We start from the raw sequence: 19,357 nt of genomic DNA on the forward strand, positions 1-19,357 counted from the left end.
ATTCGATTGGGTGGCTTGGTCGTCGGTCCCAAGGCGGAAGACTCAGCCCAGACCCAACGGGAGGACGAGACGCCATGACCACCACCTATCACATCACTGACATCCGCAACATTGCCTTGGCTGGACATGGGGCGTCGGGCAAGACCAGTCTTGCCGACGCCCTCCTTTACACCGCAGGCGCCACCGATCGGCGCGGGTCGGTCGACGACGGCACAAGCCTCTCCGATGTTGAAGATGAAGAAAAACGTCGACATATCACTATTGACTCACACCTCCTCCATCTCGAGTGGGCGAACCGGCAGATCCACCTGATCGACACCCCCGGCTACCCTGACTTCATCGGCAATGCCCTCAGCGGCTTGGCCGCCGTCGAGAACGTGATCACGACCATCGCCGCCCCCGCCGGCATCGAGGTCAATACCCGTCGCATCTTCCAGGAAGCGGCCCGACTCAGGCTGGGCCGAATCATCGCCCTGACCAAGATGGACGGCGATAACGTCGATTTCCTCGACCTGCTGGAGCAGATTCGCGAAAACTTCGGACCCGGCTGTGTCCCCTTCTACGTACCGATCGGTCAGGGCCCCAAGTTCTCAGGCGTGATCGACGCGCTCAACCCACCCGAGGATGTGCCGGACGACTGCCCGATGCATCCGGCCGAAGCCTATCAGATGGTGGTCGAGCAGATCGTCGAGTCCGATGAAGACCTCATGAGCCGTTACCTGGAAGGGGAAACTCTCCCTCTGCGCGAGCTTCGCGAGGCGGCCTGCCGGGCGATCACGAACGGGCAGATCGTCCCGATCGTCTGCCTTTCGGCTCGCAAGGACATCGGCCTCAAGGAGCTGCTGAATCTGCTGTCCGAATGCAGCCTGACGCCCGCCGACAGCCACCGCCTCGGCTCGCGTGCCGACGATGAGGTCGAGCTCGAACCTCACGAAGACGGCGAACTCATCGCCCAGGTCTTCAAAACGACGAACGACCTGTTCATGGGCAAGCTCAGCTTCCTCCGGATTCACTCGGGGCGGATCGCCCACGACACCTTGCTCTCCAACCTCCGCACGGGCAAGACGAGCAAGCCAGGGCACCTCTACCGCTTGCAAGGGAAGAACCTCGAGGAAGTGAAAGAGGCGATCGCAGGCGACATCGTCGCGGTTCCCAAGTTTGATGACCTCCATATCTCCGATACGGTCTCGACAGCGGGCAATGGCTCTGAGCCTCATCTGGTCCTGAAGCCGATCAAATTCCCGACCCCGATGGTCCCCCGCGCCGTGGAGCCGAAGACGAGGGAGGATGAGCCGAGGATCTCGGTCGGCCTGACCAAGATCGCCGACGAGGATCCGACCTTCACCTTCCGTCGCGACTCGCAGACGCACGAGTTGGTCATCTCCGGCATGAGCGAGCTGCATCTGGATGTGATCCAGCATCGGCTCAAGAACCGCTACAAGCTCGACATCAACACGCATGTCCCTCACGTACCTTACCTGGAGACGATCACGGGAGAGGCGGAGGCCCACTATCGCCACAAGAAACAGACCGGGGGCCGAGGGCAATTTGCCGACGTGCAGCTCAGGATCCGCCCCCGGGCGCGTGGGGAAGGGTTCCACTTCGTCGACTCGATCAAAGGGGGGGTGATTCCTAACCAGTACATTCCCGCCGTCGAAAAAGGGGCCCGGGAGCAACTGGAGAAAGGAATCATTTCCGGGAACCCGGTCGTCGACGTCGAGGTCGAGGTCTTCTTCGGCTCCTATCATGCCGTCGATAGCTCGGAGCAAGCCTTCAAGACGGCAGCGGCCAACGCCTTCCGGAAGGCATTTCACGACGCCCGTCCGGTGTTGTTGGAACCCATTGTCACCTTGGATGTGGTCGTTCCGCTCAACAAGTTCGGTGACATCACGGCCGACCTGGCCACGAGGCGCGGCCAGATTACGGGGATGGAAACCATGCCTGGGGGCGTGCAGTCGATCCAGGCAAGCGTGCCGCTCAGCGAAGTGTTGCGCTATGCCACCGACCTGAAGAGTATGACCGGCGGGCAGGGTTCCTTCACGATGGAGTTCCGCTCCTACGAGCCGGTCCCACCGAACGTCCAGCAAAACGTCATGGACAAGTGGGCCAAGAGTCGCGCGGGCATCGAGGAAGACTGACCGGACCTGAAGGGTTCAAGCTTCCAAGAAAAAAAAGAACGGGCCGGGAAGAGGCTGACCTCTTCCCGGCCCGTTCTTGAATCCTGGTCACAGTTCGATTCGGATAAGTCGCTCAGTTGAAGCCGCCGAAGAAGCCGACGCCATAACCGTACCCGAAATAGGGGCGAGCGAAATTGTCGATATGCCGCTGCATCACGGCATCGCGTTGAATCCCGATCTGCTGAGCCGCCCGTTGGTCAGCCAGGGTCGGTCCCCCCCCTCGATCGAAGGTCGCGACGCGAACCGGGTCGACCCCGGGGTTCACCTGGAATTGGCCGCCAGGCGGATAGTACTCGCTGAAGCGACCGACGCCGCCTGGGTTTCGGAACCCGGCCGATCGATCGTTCGTGTAGTAGTTCGGGTAAGGATAGGGGTAGTGATGAACGATGCTTCGCCGGCGTGCTGGGGCCGACATCTGCGAAAAGACGGACCGGTTGTTACTGCTTCGAGGAAGCACATTCGGCGAACGGCTCGAGGACGAAGTCGGCGCCGGAGGGGTTTGCGCCGAGGCAATCAGTGCAAGAGCACCTGTTACGAACGCTGCTATGGCGAAACTTCGGAAATGGGCCATGGTGATACCTCTTGGCGCACGGACATGTGGGTGAGGCCCGTCCGCTCGGGGTCGAACCTGACGTTCTCTCTATTATTAGAGCGCCCTTGGTGACGGGCAAACTCATTCTCTGAAATCCGCGCCCGTCACACAGCATTTGGCTGCCCGAGAGGCAACTGCCCCTACCCTAGCCAGACGCGCAAGCCCTGGAATCGACAAATCCCCAATTGAAGTGTTTTTGCAGACTTGGAGGGGACAACGTCGGTCCGGCGGCCGAGCATTCACGTTTAACCCACCAAGGCTGCAAAAGCCGCGTTCACCGGAGCGGTGTTGCGGAGCCCCTTTTCCTGCCCCCTCAGAGCCCTTGAGAGAGCCCGCATTGGGGATGGCTCTCACTTGGATCGATCCGAAAGCAAACCGCGTTAGCTGACGTCATAGGCCAGGTTGGGGGCCAGCCAACGTTCGACCTCAGCAATCGACATCCCCTTGCGCGAAGCGTAACTCTCGACCTGATCGCGCGTGATCAGGTCGACCGCGAAGTAACGCGCCTCGGGATGGGCGAAGTAAAGACCGCTGACGGACGCCCCGGGATACATCGCCAACGACTCGGTCAAGCGAATCCCGGCCGCCGCCTCGACATCGAGCAACTTCCAGAGAAGCAACTTCTCGGTGTGATCAGGAGAGGTCGGGTAACCCGAGGCCGGACGAATGCCGCGATACTTCTCGGCGATCAGGTCGGCCTTGGCCAAACCTTCGTTCTGCCCATAGCCCCACTCGCGACGGACGCGTTCATGGAGATATTCCGAGAACGCCTCGGCCAGGCGATCGGCCAGGGCCTTGACCATGATCGAATTGTAGTCGTCATGATCGCGTTCGAATCCTTCCACCAGATCCTCGGCGCCAATGCCCGTCGTGATCGCGAAGGCCCCCAGGTAGTCGGGGCGGCCCGTCGAGACCGGGGCGATATAGTCGGCCAGGCAGCGGAACGAGGTCTGCCCTTCACGCTCCCACTGCTGGCGGAGCGTCGGAAAGCGAAAGGTCGGCGTGGTCCGCGACTCATCCGAGTACACGACAATATCGTCGCCCTCGGAATTCGCGGGGAAGATCCCGTAGACGCCGCCGGCCGTCAGCGACTTGCGTGCGATGATCTGATCCAGCAACCGTTTCGCGTCGTTGAAGAGTTTCTTCGCCTCGGTACCCACCTCGGGCGACTCGAAGATCGAGGGGTATTTCCCCTTCAATTCCCAGGCCATGAAGAAGGGGGACCAATCGATGTACGGGACCAAGTCGCTAAGTGGCAAGTCGTGGAGGATCCGTGCTCCGATTTGTGCGGGAACGGCGATCTCAGAAGTCGTCCAGTCAGGGGAGAACCGTCGTCTCTGAGCCTCGGCATAGGTGACGAGGTTTCGCTTCCGGCGCTGGGCGAAGCTGACGCGTTCCTTCTCCTGCATCGTCCGATTTTCGTTGGCGATCAAGTCGCGTTGATCGTCGCGGTTCAATCGATCGACCACCCCCACACAGCGCGATGCATCCTTCACATGGATGACCGTACCGTGATAACTGGGAGCGATCTTGACCGCCGTGTGCTTGATGCTCGTCGTGGCGCCGCCGATCAGGAGCGGGAGTTCGAACCCTTCCCGCTCCATCTCCTTGGCGACGTGGACCATCTCGTCGAGCGAGGGTGTGATCAAGCCGGAGAGGCCGATCATGTCCACCTCATGCTCGCGGGCCGCTGCGAGAATCTTCTCACAGGGAACCATCACACCGAGGTCGATCACCTCGTAGTCATTACAGCCCAGGACGACGCCGACGATGTTCTTGCCGATGTCATGAACGTCTCCCTTGACGGTCGCCATCAGCAATTTGCCGCGGGCCTTCCGCGAGCTCACGTCCCCTTTGGCCTTCTCCGCCTCCATGAACGGGAGGAGGTAGGCCACCGCCTTCTTCATCACGCGGGCGCTCTTGACGACTTGCGGGAGGAACATTTTGCCCGCGCCGAAGAGGTCGCCGACGACGTTCATACCGTCCATCAGCGGCCCTTCGATAATCGAGAGGGTCCGGGTGTACGACTGTCGCGCCTCCTCCACGTCGGCCTCGACAAAGTCCGCGTTTCCCGTAATCAGGGCGTGCTTGAGCCGCTCCTCGACCGGGCCGTCGCGCCAGGCCAGATCTTTCCCCGTTTCCTTCTTGCCCCGCTTCTTGACCGTCTCGGCGAAGTCGGTCAGACGATCGGCGGCATCCGGCCGGCGATTCAAGAGCACGTCCTCAACGCGCTCGAGCAAGTCCTTGGGAATCTCCTCGTAGACCTCGAGCTGACCGGCGTTGACGATCCCCATATCGAGCCCGGCGGCAATCGCGTGGTAGAGGAAGGCCGCGTTCATCGCTTCCCGAACAACGTCATTGCCGCGGTAGGAGAACGAAACGTTGCTGACACCGCCGCTCGTCTTCGACTCCGGGAACATCTGCTTGAGCTGGCGAACCGCTTCGATGAACTCGACCGCGTAGTTGTTGTGTTCCTCGATGCCCGTCCCGACGGTCAGGATATTGGTGTCGAAGATGATGTCGGCCGGGGCGAAACCAACCTGCTTCGTCAACAGCTCATAAGCCCGCGTACAGATCTCGACCTTGCGATCGGCCGTGACCGCCTGACCTTCCTCATCGAACGCCATCACCACGACGGCCGCGCCATAGCGGTGAACGAGCTTCGCTTGTTCGAGGAACTTCTCTTCCCCTTCCTTGAGGCTGATCGAGTTGACGATCGACTTACCCTGAACACACTTCAGGCCCGCCTCGATAACCGACCATTTCGAGCTGTCGATCATGATCGGCACCCGAGTGATGTCGGGTTCGGCCGCGATCAGCCGGAGGAACTTGGTCATCGCCTCCTCGCCGTCGATCATCCCCTCGTCCATGTTGACGTCGACGATGTTGGCCCCCCCCTCGACCTGGTCGCGGGCCACGCTCAAGGCGCTGTCGTAGTCGCCCCCTTTGATCAACCGGGCAAACTTCTTCGAGCCCGTGATGTTGGTCCGCTCGCCCACCATCATGAAGTTGCTTTCGGGGCGAATCGTCAGCGCATCGGTCCCGCTGAGAATCGACCAGGACGGGCGAACCGGGCGAGTGCGCGGGCGGACGTCTTGAATCGCCTCGGCGATCGCGCGAATATGCGGCGGGCGCGTCCCACAGCAGCCGCCCACGAGGTTCAGCCAACCGTCGGTGGCGAACTCGCGGATCCGCCTCGCCATGTGGTCGGGACTGCCGAGCGACCCGGGGCTGTCGTCGAACTCGCCCAGGGCGTTGGGCAAGCCGGCGTTCGGGTAACAGCTCATGTAGGGGACCGCGAGGCTGGAAAGGGCCTCGACATAAGGGCGCATCTGGTCGGCGCCCAGGGCGCAATTGATCCCGACGCTGAACAGGTCGTAAGTGGACATCGAGGCCCAGAACGCCTCGACCTTCTGCGAGGTCAGGGTCACCCCACCATTGAAGATCGTCGTGGAGGCCATGACGGGCAGCCGGCCGCCATGGGCGTCAAAGTATTTGTCGATCGCGAACAGGCAGGCTTTTAAATTCAGGGTGTCGAACGCGGTTTCCGCCAGCAGAATGTCGGCCCCGCCGCTCACCAGGCCACGAACCTGCTCGGTGTAGGCATCAACGAGCTGGTCGAAGGTCACGGGGCGATAGCTCGGGTCCGGGTTGTTCGGATCCGAGGGGTTGTTGAGCATCTTGTTGGTCGGCCCGAGACTGCCAGCCACGAACCGCGGCTTGTCAGGCGTCTTGCGGGTCATCGCATCGGCCGCCCGACGGGCAATCGCTGCCGCCGCCTCGTTCAGCTCAAAGACGTAATCCTCGAGGTCGTAGTCGGCCATCGAGATCGCGTTGCTGTTGAAGCTGTCGGTTGAGACGATATCGGATCCCGCTTCGAGATAAGCGGTATGGATCTCCTCGATCATATGCGGCTGGCTCAGCGCCATGATCTCGGTGCAGTTCTTAAGCAGCTTGGAATGATTGCGGAACCGTTCGCCGCGATAATCCTCTTCCGTCGGCTTGTGCGCGTGGATCATCGTCCCCATTGCGCCATCGAGGATCATGATCCGCTCGGAGAGGATCTGCTCAAGGCGATGTCGCGTATCGGTCATTGGACTTCCAGGCATCCTGAAAAGACAGACAAGGAAACCATTTCTCAACGAACGTCGCCGCGGCAGATCGAACTCTTCTTTAAAGACATGTTCGACCTTCGCTTCAGAGTCGTTTCTCGCGTCGACCCTGTCATTCTACGAACGACTACGTCATATCATCGGGCCAAACGGCTTCTCGATGAGGAGGGTGTCATGGGGCAAGCGGCCATAGGCGTCGCTGCGTCTGACCTCGAGACCCGACTTCCCTCATTTTATAAGGGCGGTTGGGTGAGCGATTATCTTTCGCGCCCTGAAGCCCTGTCAAGGTGGATCGCTCGGGCAAGAACTCTCGGCGATTGCGTGATCAAAGGGCAAAACTCAGCGCCGGCCCTGAAACTTAATTAAGGCGAGGAACCCCACGACGACGACCGTGATACCCCAGAGCACGGTCTGGGTCATCGGGTTCGGACCGAGCAGCCAACGGCGCCGAGCGTACCCAAGTTGCCGGGCGATCGCGCGATCGCAGGCATGACGCTTCCATCGAAAAAGGCTGCCTGTCGCGCCGCAATCCAGGCAGTGAAACTGGAGCAGGCAGGCGATCCCGAACAGGCTGGCGAGCAGAAGCAGAATCATCGGGGCATGCTTGGCCAGAAACGCCCGCCGAATCGCCACGTACCAGGGGATCAATGCGGCGAGTGCAAGGAACGGATTGGAAACGAGCCGCTGGTACTCCTGGAAGTAGGGATCAAGAAGAATCGGTGAACGTGCCGGTAGCCGGTCGAAGTCGAGATCATGCTGAGGAAGGCCACGGGCAGGTTCCACCGAAAAAAATCCTCAAAAAGGGAATCGAGTCTGGCGGGAATCTGCAATCGCTCACGTCCCTTTTATCGTAATACGAATCGAGCCTTGTCGCCAAGCCAACCGTTCCGCTGCGCGCACGAACCGCCAGCGCCTACTTTACAAAGGGTCACGAGAAATGAAGAATGGTGGTTTGGTCGTCGATTGTTTGGGAGCGGTTGGGGATCACGCCGTGCATGAAGAAGCGATCCGCAAGGCGGATGTCCTGATCGAGGCACTCGGTTACTTCCGCAAGTTCCACGGACGGTTCACCGTCATCAAGCTCGGCGGCTCGGTGATGGAAGAGCCCGAAGCCCTTCGAGCCTTGCTCGTCGACATCGTTTTCATGCAAACCGTCGGCATGAGACCCGTGGTGGTCCATGGCGGCGGCAAAGCGATCACTCTGGCGATGGAACAAGCGGGACTGCAAGCCCGGTTCGTCCAAGGGCGGCGGTACACCGATGAGGCCACCTTGGGAATCGTCGCCCGGGTGCTGGCCGAAGAAATCAATGTCGATATTGTTCGACATATTACCAAGTACGGCGGACGCGCCGCGGGCTTGCATCATAAAACGACGCAATGCCTCTTCGGCCGCCGGTTGACTCTGCCCGACGGTAACGGGGCGGACGTGGACCTGGGACGCGTGGGTGAGGTGACCGAGGTCGAGGTTTCCTTGATCGAGAATCTCTGCTTCGCCGGGGTCGTGCCAGTGCTCCCGTCGCTAGCCGAGGGGGAGGACGAGCTCCTCTTGAATGTCAACGCCGACACCGCAGCCGCGGCGGTCGCCGTGGCGCTCAAGGCCGAGAAGCTCGTGTTCCTGACCGACACGCCGGGGATCCTCAAGGATCGAACCGAACCTCAGAGCCTGATTCGGAGTCTGACGCCGGTCGAGTGTCGCGATCTGATCGCACAAGGGATCATTGATAAAGGAATGATCCCGAAAGTCGAGGCCAGCCTCGACAGCCTCCGTGACGGTGTGCGGAAGACACACATCATTGACGGCCGGCTTCGCCACTCGCTCTTGCTCGAGATGTATACCGACAAGGGGATCGGGACCGAGATCGTCTTGCAAGAAAATGCGAATGGATCGAGCCGAGGCATCTCGGCCCGGCACTGATTGATTGGCGGATGGATTCACGGTCGCTTTGCTTGGTCTCATCGCCGAAGTTGCGGAAACCATTCTCTCTTTATGATGTCTTCTCACGAACGCCGGGTCGCCGGCCCAGCCTGACGGGAGCTCTAGCCTTGGCCCAAGTTGCGAATCTGAGTTCCGAGGAAACGATTGCCCAATTCGGCAAGTACGTGATCCCCAACTATCGCCGCTACCCGGTCTGCCTGGTCAGGGGTGAAGGTTCTTGGATCTGGGACGCCGAAGGGAATCGTTACCTTGACTTTTTTCCGGGCTGGGGCTGCAACTTGCTCGGCCATTGTCCGCCTCGGATCGTCGAGGCGGTTCGCGAGCAGGTTGGGCAACTGATTCATGTGCCGAATACTTGGTACATGGAGTCGCAAGGGGCGTTTGCCCGGGCACTCTCGGAGAAGGCGTTCGGCGGCCAGAGCTTCTTCTGCAACAGCGGCGCAGAGGCCAACGAAGCGGCAATCAAGCTTTCCCGGCTCTACGGATCTCCCAAGGGACGCTTCAAGATCGTCACGATGGAGAACGGGTTCCACGGGCGAACCTACGCCGCCCTCACCGCGACCGCCCAGCCGAAGTACCACGCCGGCTGCGAGCCGCTGGTTCCCGGCTTCACCTACGTCCCCTACAACAACCTGGACGCGGTAGCCGCGGCGCTCGACGACCAGACGGCGGCCGTCCTGGTCGAACCAATCCAAGGGGAAGGGGGGGTGAACGTCCCTTCGCCCGACTACCTGCCTGGCCTGCGTTCGCTCTGCAATGAGCGCGGAGTGCTCCTGATCCTCGACGAGGTTCAGACCGGCCTGGGGCGGACCGGTGAATGGTTCGCTTATCAACACTCGAACATCACGCCCGACATCCTGACCTGTGCCAAGGCATTGGCGGGCGGAGTCGCGGCTGGCGTGATGATGGCGACCCCTGAAGTTGCCAGCTATCTGAAGCCGGGAACGCACGCAAGTACTTTCGGCGGCAACCCGATCGCCTGCCGCGCCGGCCTCGCCGCTGTTGAGACGATCGAGCAAGAGGGCTTGCTGGCACGCGGCCGAGCCGTGGGCGAGCGATTCCGCGGCCATTTCCAGACGCTCCGCGACGAGCGCCCCGACCTGGTTCGCGAGATTCGGATCCTCGGCGTGATGATCGGCCTGGAATTGACCTTTGATGCGTCGAGCGTGGTCGCCGAGTGCCTCGAACGCAAGCTCTTGATTAACGCAACCCACGGCAATGTCGTACGGCTCTTGCCCGCGCTCAACGTCAGCGACGAGCAGATTGATGAGGGGTGTGCCATCCTGGCCGACGTGATCCGGCGTCAGACCATCTGAGCCAGGCGAGGAGGTGCCCGATGATCCGCCATTTTATTGAACTTTTCGACCTCTCGGCCGAGGCCGCTGTTGACCTGATCGACCGAGCGATCGAACTCAAACGACACGACCAACAAGGGCACCGCCCTCCTTATTTGGAGGGTCGGACGCTCGGCCTCATTTTCGAGAAGCCGTCCCTGCGAACCCGGGTCAGCTTCGAGGCCGCCATCGCCCAGCTCGGCGGCAACGCAATCTTCCTGAACGGCAAGGACGTGGGCATGGGGGTGCGTGAAAGCATCCCCGACTTCGCACGCGTTATCAGCCAATACGTGGATGTGCTTGCCGTTCGCACCTTCGCGCACCAGACGATCGAAGCCTTGGCCGAGCATGCCACGATTCCGGTCGTGAACGCGCTGTCCGACGCCGCGCATCCCTGCCAGGCCCTGGCCGACCTGATGACGATCAAGGAGACGCTCGGTCGCCTTGAGGGGCTTCGGCTCGTCTTCGTGGGTGACGGGAATAACGTGGCACGTTCGCTTGCTCTGGCCGCGGCGCTCACCGGCATGGAGTTCGCACTCGCCGCGCCGATCGGGTACGAGTTTCCTTCCCAGTTCCGAGCTCAATTCGAAGCCACGTTCCCGCACATTCCGCTCGTGGTCGAGCACGACCCTCGGCGCGCATTGGCCGGGGCCGACGTCGTCTACACCGACGTCTGGGCGAGTATGGGGCAAGAGCACGAAGCCGAACTCCGTCGCGCGGCGTTCGCCCCGTTCCAGGTCAACCAAGAGCTCCTCTCACAGGCCAAGGACGAGGCAATCTTCCTTCATTGCCTGCCCGCTCGCCGTGAGGAAGAAGTCACCTCCGAGGTGCTCGACGGCCCGCAAAGTGTCGTCATCCTCCAGGCGGCCAACCGGCTCCATTTCCAGAAGGCACTCTTGATCTGGCTCCTCTCGGACAAGTGGCCCGAGGAGCTCACGCGAACGGTTCCCAATGCCATGCAAGGCCAGGCCGCATCCTGAGCTGAAATCAGGGTCTGAGAAAGTGTCTTGCCGGGTAGACACCACGCCTTTTGAGAAAAGGCGGGGCGGGCGTGGGGGCTCCTCCCCCTTGGGGCGAAACCTGGCGGGCCGAGCCCACCCAATATAAGTGCCGGATTGGCTTCTCACGCTTGCTCCAAGCACGATCCCAGGGTTCAACCGCTCCATAATAACGTGCGAGACATTTGATCTACGGAGTTCCGCATGCCCCGACATGATGGTCGCGCTCCCAACGAACTTCGCCCGGTCACCGTCGAGCGCGGATTCGTCCGGAATAGCCCCGGCAGTGCGCTCTACCGAGCCGGCCGCACGACGGTCCTCGTCACAGCCCACCTGTCCGACAAGGTCCCCCCGTTCCTTGAGGGCAAAGGAGTGGGATGGCTGACCGCCGAATACTCGATGCTGCCCGGCAGCACACCGACGCGAAAATCGCGCGGGACGGATGGCCGGTCGACCGAGATTCAGCGTTTGATCGGCCGGAGCCTGCGTGCGGTGATCGATACCAAGGCGCTTGGTCCCTGGACCCTCCATGTCGATGCCGACGTCATCGAAGCCGATGGCGGCACCCGAACCGCCGCGATCACGGCCGCCTTCATTGCCGTGGCCGATGCCCTGTCGAGTCGATTCGGTGAGGCGGCCGGCACAATTCTCCGCGACAGCGTGGCTGCTGTCAGCACCGGGATTGTCGCCGGCGAGCCGGTCCTCGACCTCGACTATCCCGAAGACTCGACGGCCGAGGTGGACTTCAACGTCATCCGGCTCGGTGGCGGCGGACTCGTTGAAGTCCAAGGCACTGGCGAGGGGGGAACTTTCTCGCGGCCCCAGCTCCAAGCGCTCCTCGACCTCGCCGACGAGGGGATCGACCGCTTGATTCAGGTCCAGCGCGAGACGCTCGGGATTCACTGGCCGTTCATCGTCTGAGATCAATCAAAAGAGAAGGGCTCGGAGGTTCACCCTCCTTTTACCTCCGAGCGACCACTTCCAAAGCACACACGTCTTCCTTCTTAATTTTCCGTCTGGTCGACCTGACCATGTTCTGCTAAAGTCCCGCCCGACAAGTCACCGAGACCTCATCCTTTCGATTCACAACCCGACTGAATGGATTCAAAGGAGACCCGTGGTACGGGTTCAGGGGGACTGCGTCCATCGATCCCCTTTTCGACCCGCCGCGTACCCGACAGGATGGGGGAATCGCTCATGAAATCGCCGATCGCCACCTTGGCGCTGGCCGGCTCGTTGGCCACGCTCACCGTTTGCGCGTACGGTCAGAGCCCAAAGAGTGGGTTCTTCCGTCCGGCCGCAACGCCAAAAACCGGTTCGCAGCCAACTGCGTCCGCAACCTCATCCGCCTTGGCCAGTGGTAGCCAGGCTGGGGCCTCGGCCCCCACCGATCCCAATATCCGTCCGGCCAATGTGGCGGGCGCGATGCCTGCGCTGGACTATCCGGACCAAAACCAGACGCCCAAGATCGCGCTCCCTCAGGACGCGATCGAACCTTACCTGCTCACCAAGGACGTCGGCCCCTTCATGGTCCTGGCCAAGACGTTTCGCGGCCCCGATGCTGAGCGATCGGCCCTGGCCCTCGTGCTTGAGCTGCGGAACGAGTACCAGCTACCCGCATACATTCTTCGATCCAAAGATTTCCCCCGAAACAGCAACATCCGCAACGTCCCTCCCACGGCTCCCGCTGGGATGGACCGAGCCCGGCTCACCGATCCGGAGCGGGTACGGAGCTTCGATGAAGCGGCTGTCCTCGTCGGCAATGAGAAGACCCTCAAAGGCACTGAGGAGCTTCTCCACAGGGTCAAGAAGATCAGGCCGAAGTGTATCGACAATCTGCCCAAGTTGTACGCCTGGCAAACGGGTCTGAGCAAGGCGACCCGGACCACCAATCCCTATGTCCCCGCTCAGAATCTGTTTCCGGGGCACAACGACCCGTTCGTCACGAGGATGAACAAGGGCCCCAATAGCCTGTATAACTGCACGGCGAACTATACCCTCGAGGTTGCCAATTTCAGCGGCCGAGGAAGCTTTGTCATCGCCGGCACGCAGCCCTTGAACGATCTGGGGCTGAAAAAGAGCCCGCTCATCACCGCCGCGGAAGATGCCGAGAAGATGGCGCAGTCGCTGGCGAAGTCCGAAGAGATCAAACAGCTCGGCCAGCCTGTCTTCGTCTATCACGATCGGTCCTCGAGCCGCGTGATGATCGGCGCCTTCAATGCACCGAACGATCCGGCCGCCGTCCAACTCCGCGAGCGCCTGCTCCGACTCGCAGTTCCCCTCATTCAACCGGACCCGACGACTGGCCGGCGCAAGGCAGTGACCGACACCATGATTGTCCCGGCCGCCGCCCTGACCGAGGTGGGACCGCTCAAGCCCCAATAATCGGCCTCTCCAAGCCGCCCTCGGCCTCGCGCCGAGGGCATTCCCTCGACTCCGTTTGCAATCAAAGGGTCCAATCGAGGATCGAGCATATTATGCTCGATCCTCGATTGGACCCTTTGTCGTGTTGACGACAACAGACCTTCCCTCCAATGATTGGGCAAATCTCCCCGATCCGTGACACTCTTATCGAGCGCCAAGATGACCTCGTCCCGCCCCGACTCCATCCGTCTCGTCATCGGTACCCGGAACCGCAAGAAAGGGGAGGAGATGGCCGAGCTCATCCATCCTGCCTGGGAGCCGAACCCGCATTTGGCGCGTCTGTCGGTCGGTTCCTTGGCGGACCATCCCGAGGTGGCCGACGTCGTCGAGGATGCCGACACCTTCGCGGGAAATGCCCGCAAGAAGGCCAGCGAAACCGCCCTGAGCTTACGCTCCTGGGTGCTTGCCGACGACTCGGGACTGACGGTCGACGCCCTGAATGGTGCCCCTGGAGTTTTCTCGGCACGCTACGCGGGCGCGCACGGCGACGATGACGCGAACAACCGCAAGCTGCTCGATGCGCTGGCGGCTCTCAGCGACGACCAGCGTGGTGCGGCCTTCGTCTGCCACATCGCTCTGGCCGACCCCGACGGTACGATTCGCCTGGAGTCGGAAGGGGCCTGCCGCGGCCGGATCACCCGCGCTCCACAGGGAAACAACGGGTTCGGCTATGATCCGTTGTTCCTCATTCCTGAATATCATAAAACGTTTGGCGAACTGAGCTCGGTCGTCAAACGGCAGCTCAGCCATCGGGCGCGCGCGTTCAGTCGGTTTCGTGACGATCTCGCGCGATTGATCGCGTCGAACGCGATGGGGTAGAGAACGAGCCCCGGGAAAAGCGACCACTCTGTTTTCGATTCCCAAGGATCAGAGTACGGTGCCTTCGAAGTGCACGAACGCCCTCCACTTTGACAGTGGAGGGCGTTCGTGATTCAACGGCGGCTTGGACGGACTCTCACCGACGCTCAATAACGGCGGCCGAGGAGGCGTCCGAAGAGCGGGTGCTTGCGATCGCAAGGGTCGCAAGCGGGGAGGGTCGTGCAAGGAACCTCAGTTTGTGCAGAAGCCACCACGCTCTGTGCCGAGGCGAGCACGGGAGTCGGGCAGTGGATCGTCACGGGAACCTGGACGCAGACCTCGACCGGAACCTGGCGGCAGATCGTCTTCGGCACGCAGACGGTGCGGCACTCAGTGACCTGTCGCTTGACGGTCACGGGGCAGTGGACGGTGGTCGTCACCGGCACCTGACGGCACACAGTGTAGGGCACCTTCCGGACGCACTGGATGGTCTGCATCTCGCAGATGGTCTCAGGCACGATCCGAACGCACTGCTCGGTCACGGTCTCGCAGATGGTCTGGGGAACTCGCTTGACGCAAGTTTCGGCAACCATCCGGCAGGTGGTCACGGGAACCGGGCAGTGCCGGGTCTCGGTCACCATCCGACAGGTGGTGACGGGAACCTGCTTGACCTGCTGGGTGGTAACCATCCGGCAAGTCGTCACCGGGATTCGCTTGACGTGGGTCTCGCGAACGGTCCGGGTGATCGTGCAGGGGACAACCTTGGTGCAAGGGACCGTGACCATCCGGGTGACGGTGTACGGAACCTGCTTGACCTGGGTCTCGGGCACCATCTGGGTGACGGTGTAAGCCTCCTGGCGGCAAAGGGTCTTCGAGCACATCTTGGTCACGCTGACCGGGACGGTCCGCGTGCAGGTGCGGGGCACCATCGTGCAGTAAGAGTAGGGGACAGTCTTGGTGCAGGTCTCATTCACCATCCGGCAGGTGGTGACGGGAACCTGCTTGACGCACTCGGTCGCGACCGTCTCGCAGATGACCCGGGGGACCTGCTTGACGACCGTCTCGGAGACCATCCGGCAGGTGGTCACCGGAATCTGTCGGACGCATTCCTGGGGAACCATCGTGCAGGTGGTCACCGGAACTTGCCGCGTGACGCACTCGGGTACCTGGCGGCAGACCGTGTACGGAACCTGCTTGCGAACCTGCTGGCTCTCGTAGACCGTGCAGGAAACGTTCTCAACGACCGTCCGGGGGCACCACACTCGCTTGCAGATGTAAGTGGGCGGGCACTGAACCCAGCAACCGTTGACGCAAACCATCTTGCCGGGCACTTCGATCTGCTGGTTGACCCACTCACCACACTCGCGGCTGACCTGGCGAACCACGGTGCGCGGCACGCAGATCGTTTCGCAGACTTCGCGGGACGCGGTTTCCGTGACCGTCCGGTAGCTGGTCTCGGTGACCGTCTGCAAGGTGGTCGTCTGAACGGGGCGGCAAACCGTGTAACGCTGTTCCTGCATCACGGTCTCACGCACAGGGCGGCAAACCGTGTAGCTGCAATTCTCCATCACAGTCCGGCGGACCGGCGTCTGGACGGTGTAGCGGCACTCCCGCATGACGGTCTCGCGGACCGGGCGGCAGACCGTGTAAGCGACCTGCTTATAGGCACACTGCCGGACGGGGACCATCGTGGTGTACGGCTGGCACTGCAGTACGGTGGTCTGGACCGGCACTTGCACCGTGTAAGGAACCGAGCGATAGCAGGTCTTCTGGACGGGGCGGCAAACCGTGTAGGTGCAGTTCTTGTAGGCCGTCTCCTGAACGGGGCGGCAGACCGTGTAATTCACGGTCTTCATGAACGTCTCTTGCACCGGGCGGCAGACCGTGTAAGCGCATTCCTTGTAGGAAACTTCACGAACCGGCGTAGTGACGTTATAGGTGCAGGTCTTTAAGGTGGTTTCCCGCACCGGGCGGCTCACCGTATAGACCCGATCTTCCATATGCGTCTCGCGAACCGGGCGGCAAACCGTGTAGGTGCAGTCCTTCCAGATCGTCCGGCTGACCGGGCGCTGGACGGTGTAACGGCACTCTTTCTGCACGGTCCGATAGCTCGGACGCTGGACGGTATAGGCTTCGTCACGCACGCACTGCTCAGCGATCGACTGCATGGTGGTGACAGTTCTGGGCTGCATCACCGTTTCGCAGACGTCTCGCACCGACGTGACTTGCTGATTTTCGTAGACGGTCTCCTGCACAGCCTGGAGAACGGTCTGACGCTGGGTTTGGTACTCAACATGTCCCCCGCACTCCTGGGGAACCGGACAACAACGCGTTGAGGCCCCTCCAGCATAGCTGGCCGCCTCCGCCGGGTGCTCGGTCACCCACACCCCAAAAACCAGGGTCATGAGCGCAACCGATCGAAGTTTCCGCATCATACGCTCCTCAATCACACTCCCGACCTAATCTCGCCGGATCGCTGAGCCCGTGCCACGAAGCTCCGCTCGGGCTTCGGACCCGCTAACTCACTGATAGTGTTCGGTCGCCCGAGGCTGGCAGCTTAAGGCGCTTTCTCTAGATTTCCCAGTAAGCCAAGCCTTCCAGAACGCAAGGTTTGCCTAGATGTTACGTAGACCCAACAAAGCCCCCGCAATAACCCCGAAACCGTTACAGAACCCTGCTCAGGCATACAAGAAATGACCGGTAAAGTTTCGCGAACCAGACTCTTCGCCACTCCGAACTTAGCGGCTTCTATGGCATCTATGAGTCGTGGGGTACGCTATTGGGGAGAGGGAACCAGGGCGCGGTGGCGGAGCAGCGACGAAAGGACACTGATGAGCGTTTTGGATCGATTTCGGCTCGACGGGAAAGTGGCGCTTGTGACCGGGGGTTCGCGAGGTTTGGGCCGCGTGATCGCCGAGGCATTGGCCTCGGCGGGGGCCTCGGTGGCTCTGACCGCAAGGAACAGCGAGCAAGTCCACTCGGCAGCCCTCGGCGTTCAAGAATCGACCGGCGCCAGGTCGCTCGGAATCGTGGCCGACGTCACCCAGGATGCCGAGATCAGGAGCGCGGTGGCCCGCGTGCTCGACACCTTCGGACGCCTCGACATCCTGGTCAACAACGCGGGAATCAACATCCGCGGGCCCATTGAAGAACTGAAGGAGTCCGACTGGGACCAGGTGCTCGACACCAACCTGAAGGGTCCCTGGCTCTGCTGCCGCGCCGTGTCCGAGCCGATGAAGCGGCAGAAGTGGGGTCGGGTGATTAACATGTCGAGCATGCTTGGCGAGATCGCGTTGCCGGGCCGATCCCCTTACGCGTCGAGCAAAGGGGGACTCGACCTCCTGACCAAGACGCTCGCCCTGGAATGGGCCGCGGACCGAATCAATGTCAACGCGCTCTGCCCAGGGCCGTTTGCCACCGAGCTCAATTTGCCGCTGCTCAACGACCCGACCGTCAATGCGGCGATGCAGGCGAAGATCCCGCTCGGGCGGTGGGGGGAGCCGGTGGAGATCGGACCAGCCGCCGTTTTTCTCGCCTCGGAGGCTTCGAGCTTCGTGACGGGAGCCTGTCTTTTCGTTGACGGCGGATACACCGTCCAGTGATTGAGCTCAAATCAGGCCTTTTTTCTGTGAGAGATCGCATGTCCTCTGCCTCGGAAACAACGCTCGAGATTCCGGCCGGGTTTCGCGCCACGGCCGTCAAAGCCGGCATCAAGCCGTCGGGAGGGCTCGACCTGGCCGTGATCGCCAGCGACCATCCCTGTGCGGCTGCGGGAACGTTCACGACCAATCGGGTCTGTGCCGCGCCCGTGCGTTGGGATCAGGCCCTGGTCCCCTCCGACTCGATTCGGGCCATCGTCGTCAATGCGGGCAATGCCAACGCGGCGACCGGCGCTCAAGGCGAGGCGAACGCCGCCGCGACCGCGACCTTCGCCGCCGAGCACCTCGCCTGCCTTCCCCAGCACGTCCTCGTGGCATCCACGGGTGTCATCGGCCACCAGTTGCCGATGGATAACCTCCGCGACGGGTTGGCCCGTGCCTTGGCAAGCCTCTCCGGCGAGGCGGAACAGTTCGCCGAAGCGGCTCGGGCGATCATGACGACCGATACGCGTCCCAAGGTCGTTTCGCTCCGCCAAGACCTGGACGGCCGATCGACGGCGCTGCTGGGTCTGGCGAAGGGGGCGGCGATGATCGGACCTCGGATGGCGACGATGCTCGCCTTCCTGGTCACTGATGCACGGGTCGCGCCGACGGACTTGCAGGCGATTCTCTCCGAAGCAGTCGAATCCACCTTCAACTGCATTTCGGTCGAGGGGCACACCAGCACCAACGACACTGTCCTTTTGCTCGCCAACGGCGCAGCCGGGGGAGAACCGCTCCAAGGCGAGGCGCTGGCCAAGTTCGCGGCCTCCGTTCAATCAACCTGCCAGACTCTCGCGAGGATGATCCCCGACGATGGCGAAGGGGCCACCCACCTGATCACGATCGACGTCGAAGGCGCTCGCGACCGCGAGGAGGCTCGAACTATTGCCCGAGCGGTTGCCGACAGCCCGCTCGTGAAGACGGCAGTGGCAGGGGCCGACCCGAACTGGGGTCGAATTGTCTCAGCCGCAGGCTATTCCGGCGTTCCGTTCGAGGAGCAAGAGCTCTCGCTCTGGCTCAACAACACCCCGCTCTATCGCGACGGAGTGCCGCTCAACTTCGACGCGGCGGCCGTCTCGGCCCACCTCCGCGCCGAACGCGAGACAACAATCCGCCTCACCCTGAAACGTGGGTCGGGATCGATCCGGTTCTGGACCTGCGACCTGACGGCCGAGTACGTTCGGCTCAATGCCGACTACACCACCTAGCAAACGGAATGGCTGGGGTCCGTACTTGGACCCCAGTCTTCTGACCCCCGCCGTCCGGCTCGCCTGTCCGACCCAACTTCCACCGGCATCGCGCAAGGGCGAAGATCCACGCGCTTGCTTGTTTGCCAATCACGAGT

The 19,357-nt window shown here is 61.8% G+C and carries 13 protein-coding genes; 9 read left to right on the top strand and 4 right to left on the bottom strand.

Features of this window, described 5'->3' with window-relative positions; translation table 11 throughout:
• The first annotated feature begins 74 nt into the window (after nucleotides 1-74).
• A complete protein-coding gene (gene fusA / locus SINAC_RS12945; protein ID WP_015246094.1) occupies nucleotides 75-2,138 on the top strand; it encodes an elongation factor G in 2,064 nt (687 codons plus the stop codon).
• 112 nt (nucleotides 2,139-2,250) lie between these two features.
• Here the strand turns inward: fusA and SINAC_RS12950 are convergent, their stop codons facing one another.
• The 3 genes from SINAC_RS12950 to SINAC_RS12960 form a co-directional block, all read right to left on the bottom strand.
• Nucleotides 2,251-2,592, bottom strand: a complete 342-nt coding sequence (locus tag SINAC_RS12950) for a hypothetical protein (RefSeq protein WP_020466237.1) — start codon at nucleotides 2,590-2,592, stop codon at nucleotides 2,251-2,253.
• 557 nt (nucleotides 2,593-3,149) lie between these two features.
• Complete coding sequence (metH, locus tag SINAC_RS12955) at nucleotides 3,150-6,863, bottom strand: methionine synthase (protein WP_015246096.1); 3,714 nt, start codon at nucleotides 6,861-6,863, stop codon at nucleotides 3,150-3,152.
• Nucleotides 6,864-7,220: 357 nt separating this feature from the next.
• Entirely contained in the window at nucleotides 7,221-7,664 is a 444-nt protein-coding gene (locus SINAC_RS12960) for a hypothetical protein (RefSeq protein WP_015246098.1), read from the bottom strand.
• A gap of 154 nt (nucleotides 7,665-7,818) precedes the next feature.
• Here SINAC_RS12960 and argB point away from each other — a divergent pair, with 154 nt between their 5' ends.
• The 6 genes from argB to rdgB all read left to right on the top strand — a co-directional run bounded on the left by argB (nucleotide 7,819) and on the right by rdgB (nucleotide 14,392).
• The gene (gene argB / locus SINAC_RS12965) at nucleotides 7,819-8,796 is read left to right on the top strand and encodes an acetylglutamate kinase (RefSeq protein ID WP_015246099.1); all 978 of its coding nucleotides are present in this window, start codon (nucleotides 7,819-7,821) and stop codon (nucleotides 8,794-8,796) included.
• A gap of 128 nt (nucleotides 8,797-8,924) precedes the next feature.
• Nucleotides 8,925-10,133: an aspartate aminotransferase family protein gene (locus SINAC_RS12970; protein WP_015246100.1), complete on the top strand. Its 1,209-nt coding sequence runs from the start codon at nucleotides 8,925-8,927 to the stop codon at nucleotides 10,131-10,133.
• A gap of 20 nt (nucleotides 10,134-10,153) precedes the next feature.
• Nucleotides 10,154-11,131, top strand: coding sequence for an ornithine carbamoyltransferase (gene argF / locus SINAC_RS12975; RefSeq protein WP_015246101.1), 978 nt, complete (start codon nucleotides 10,154-10,156; stop codon nucleotides 11,129-11,131).
• A 222-nt stretch (nucleotides 11,132-11,353) separates the two neighbouring features.
• Nucleotides 11,354-12,070, top strand: coding sequence for a ribonuclease PH (gene rph, locus SINAC_RS12980; protein WP_015246102.1), 717 nt, complete (start codon nucleotides 11,354-11,356; stop codon nucleotides 12,068-12,070).
• A 276-nt stretch (nucleotides 12,071-12,346) separates the two neighbouring features.
• Nucleotides 12,347-13,534 carry a hypothetical protein gene (locus tag SINAC_RS12985; RefSeq protein ID WP_015246103.1) on the top strand — a complete coding sequence of 396 codons (1,188 nt, stop codon included), beginning with the start codon at nucleotides 12,347-12,349 and terminating at the stop codon, nucleotides 13,532-13,534.
• A gap of 198 nt (nucleotides 13,535-13,732) precedes the next feature.
• On the top strand, nucleotides 13,733-14,392 hold the full coding sequence (rdgB, locus tag SINAC_RS12990) for an RdgB/HAM1 family non-canonical purine NTP pyrophosphatase (RefSeq protein WP_015246104.1): 660 nt from the start codon (nucleotides 13,733-13,735) through the stop codon (nucleotides 14,390-14,392).
• A 146-nt stretch (nucleotides 14,393-14,538) separates the two neighbouring features.
• On the opposite strand, the gene SINAC_RS12995 is transcribed toward rdgB, so the two are convergent.
• On the bottom strand, nucleotides 14,539-16,806 hold the full coding sequence (locus SINAC_RS12995) for a hypothetical protein (RefSeq protein ID WP_237722539.1): 2,268 nt from the start codon (nucleotides 16,804-16,806) through the stop codon (nucleotides 14,539-14,541).
• A gap of 396 nt (nucleotides 16,807-17,202) precedes the next feature.
• Between SINAC_RS12995 and SINAC_RS13000 the strand changes: the two genes are divergently transcribed.
• Together SINAC_RS13000 and argJ are read left to right on the top strand one after the other, a co-directional pair.
• On the top strand, nucleotides 17,203-17,973 hold the full coding sequence (locus SINAC_RS13000; protein WP_015246106.1) for an SDR family NAD(P)-dependent oxidoreductase: 771 nt from the start codon (nucleotides 17,203-17,205) through the stop codon (nucleotides 17,971-17,973).
• 38 nt (nucleotides 17,974-18,011) lie between these two features.
• Complete coding sequence (argJ, locus tag SINAC_RS13005; RefSeq protein WP_015246107.1) at nucleotides 18,012-19,220, top strand: bifunctional glutamate N-acetyltransferase/amino-acid acetyltransferase ArgJ; 1,209 nt, start codon at nucleotides 18,012-18,014, stop codon at nucleotides 19,218-19,220.
• Nucleotides 19,221-19,357: the final 137 nt, after the last annotated feature.

This window comes from Singulisphaera acidiphila DSM 18658 (assembly GCF_000242455.2).
GTDB lineage: Bacteria > Planctomycetota > Planctomycetia > Isosphaerales > Isosphaeraceae > Singulisphaera > Singulisphaera acidiphila.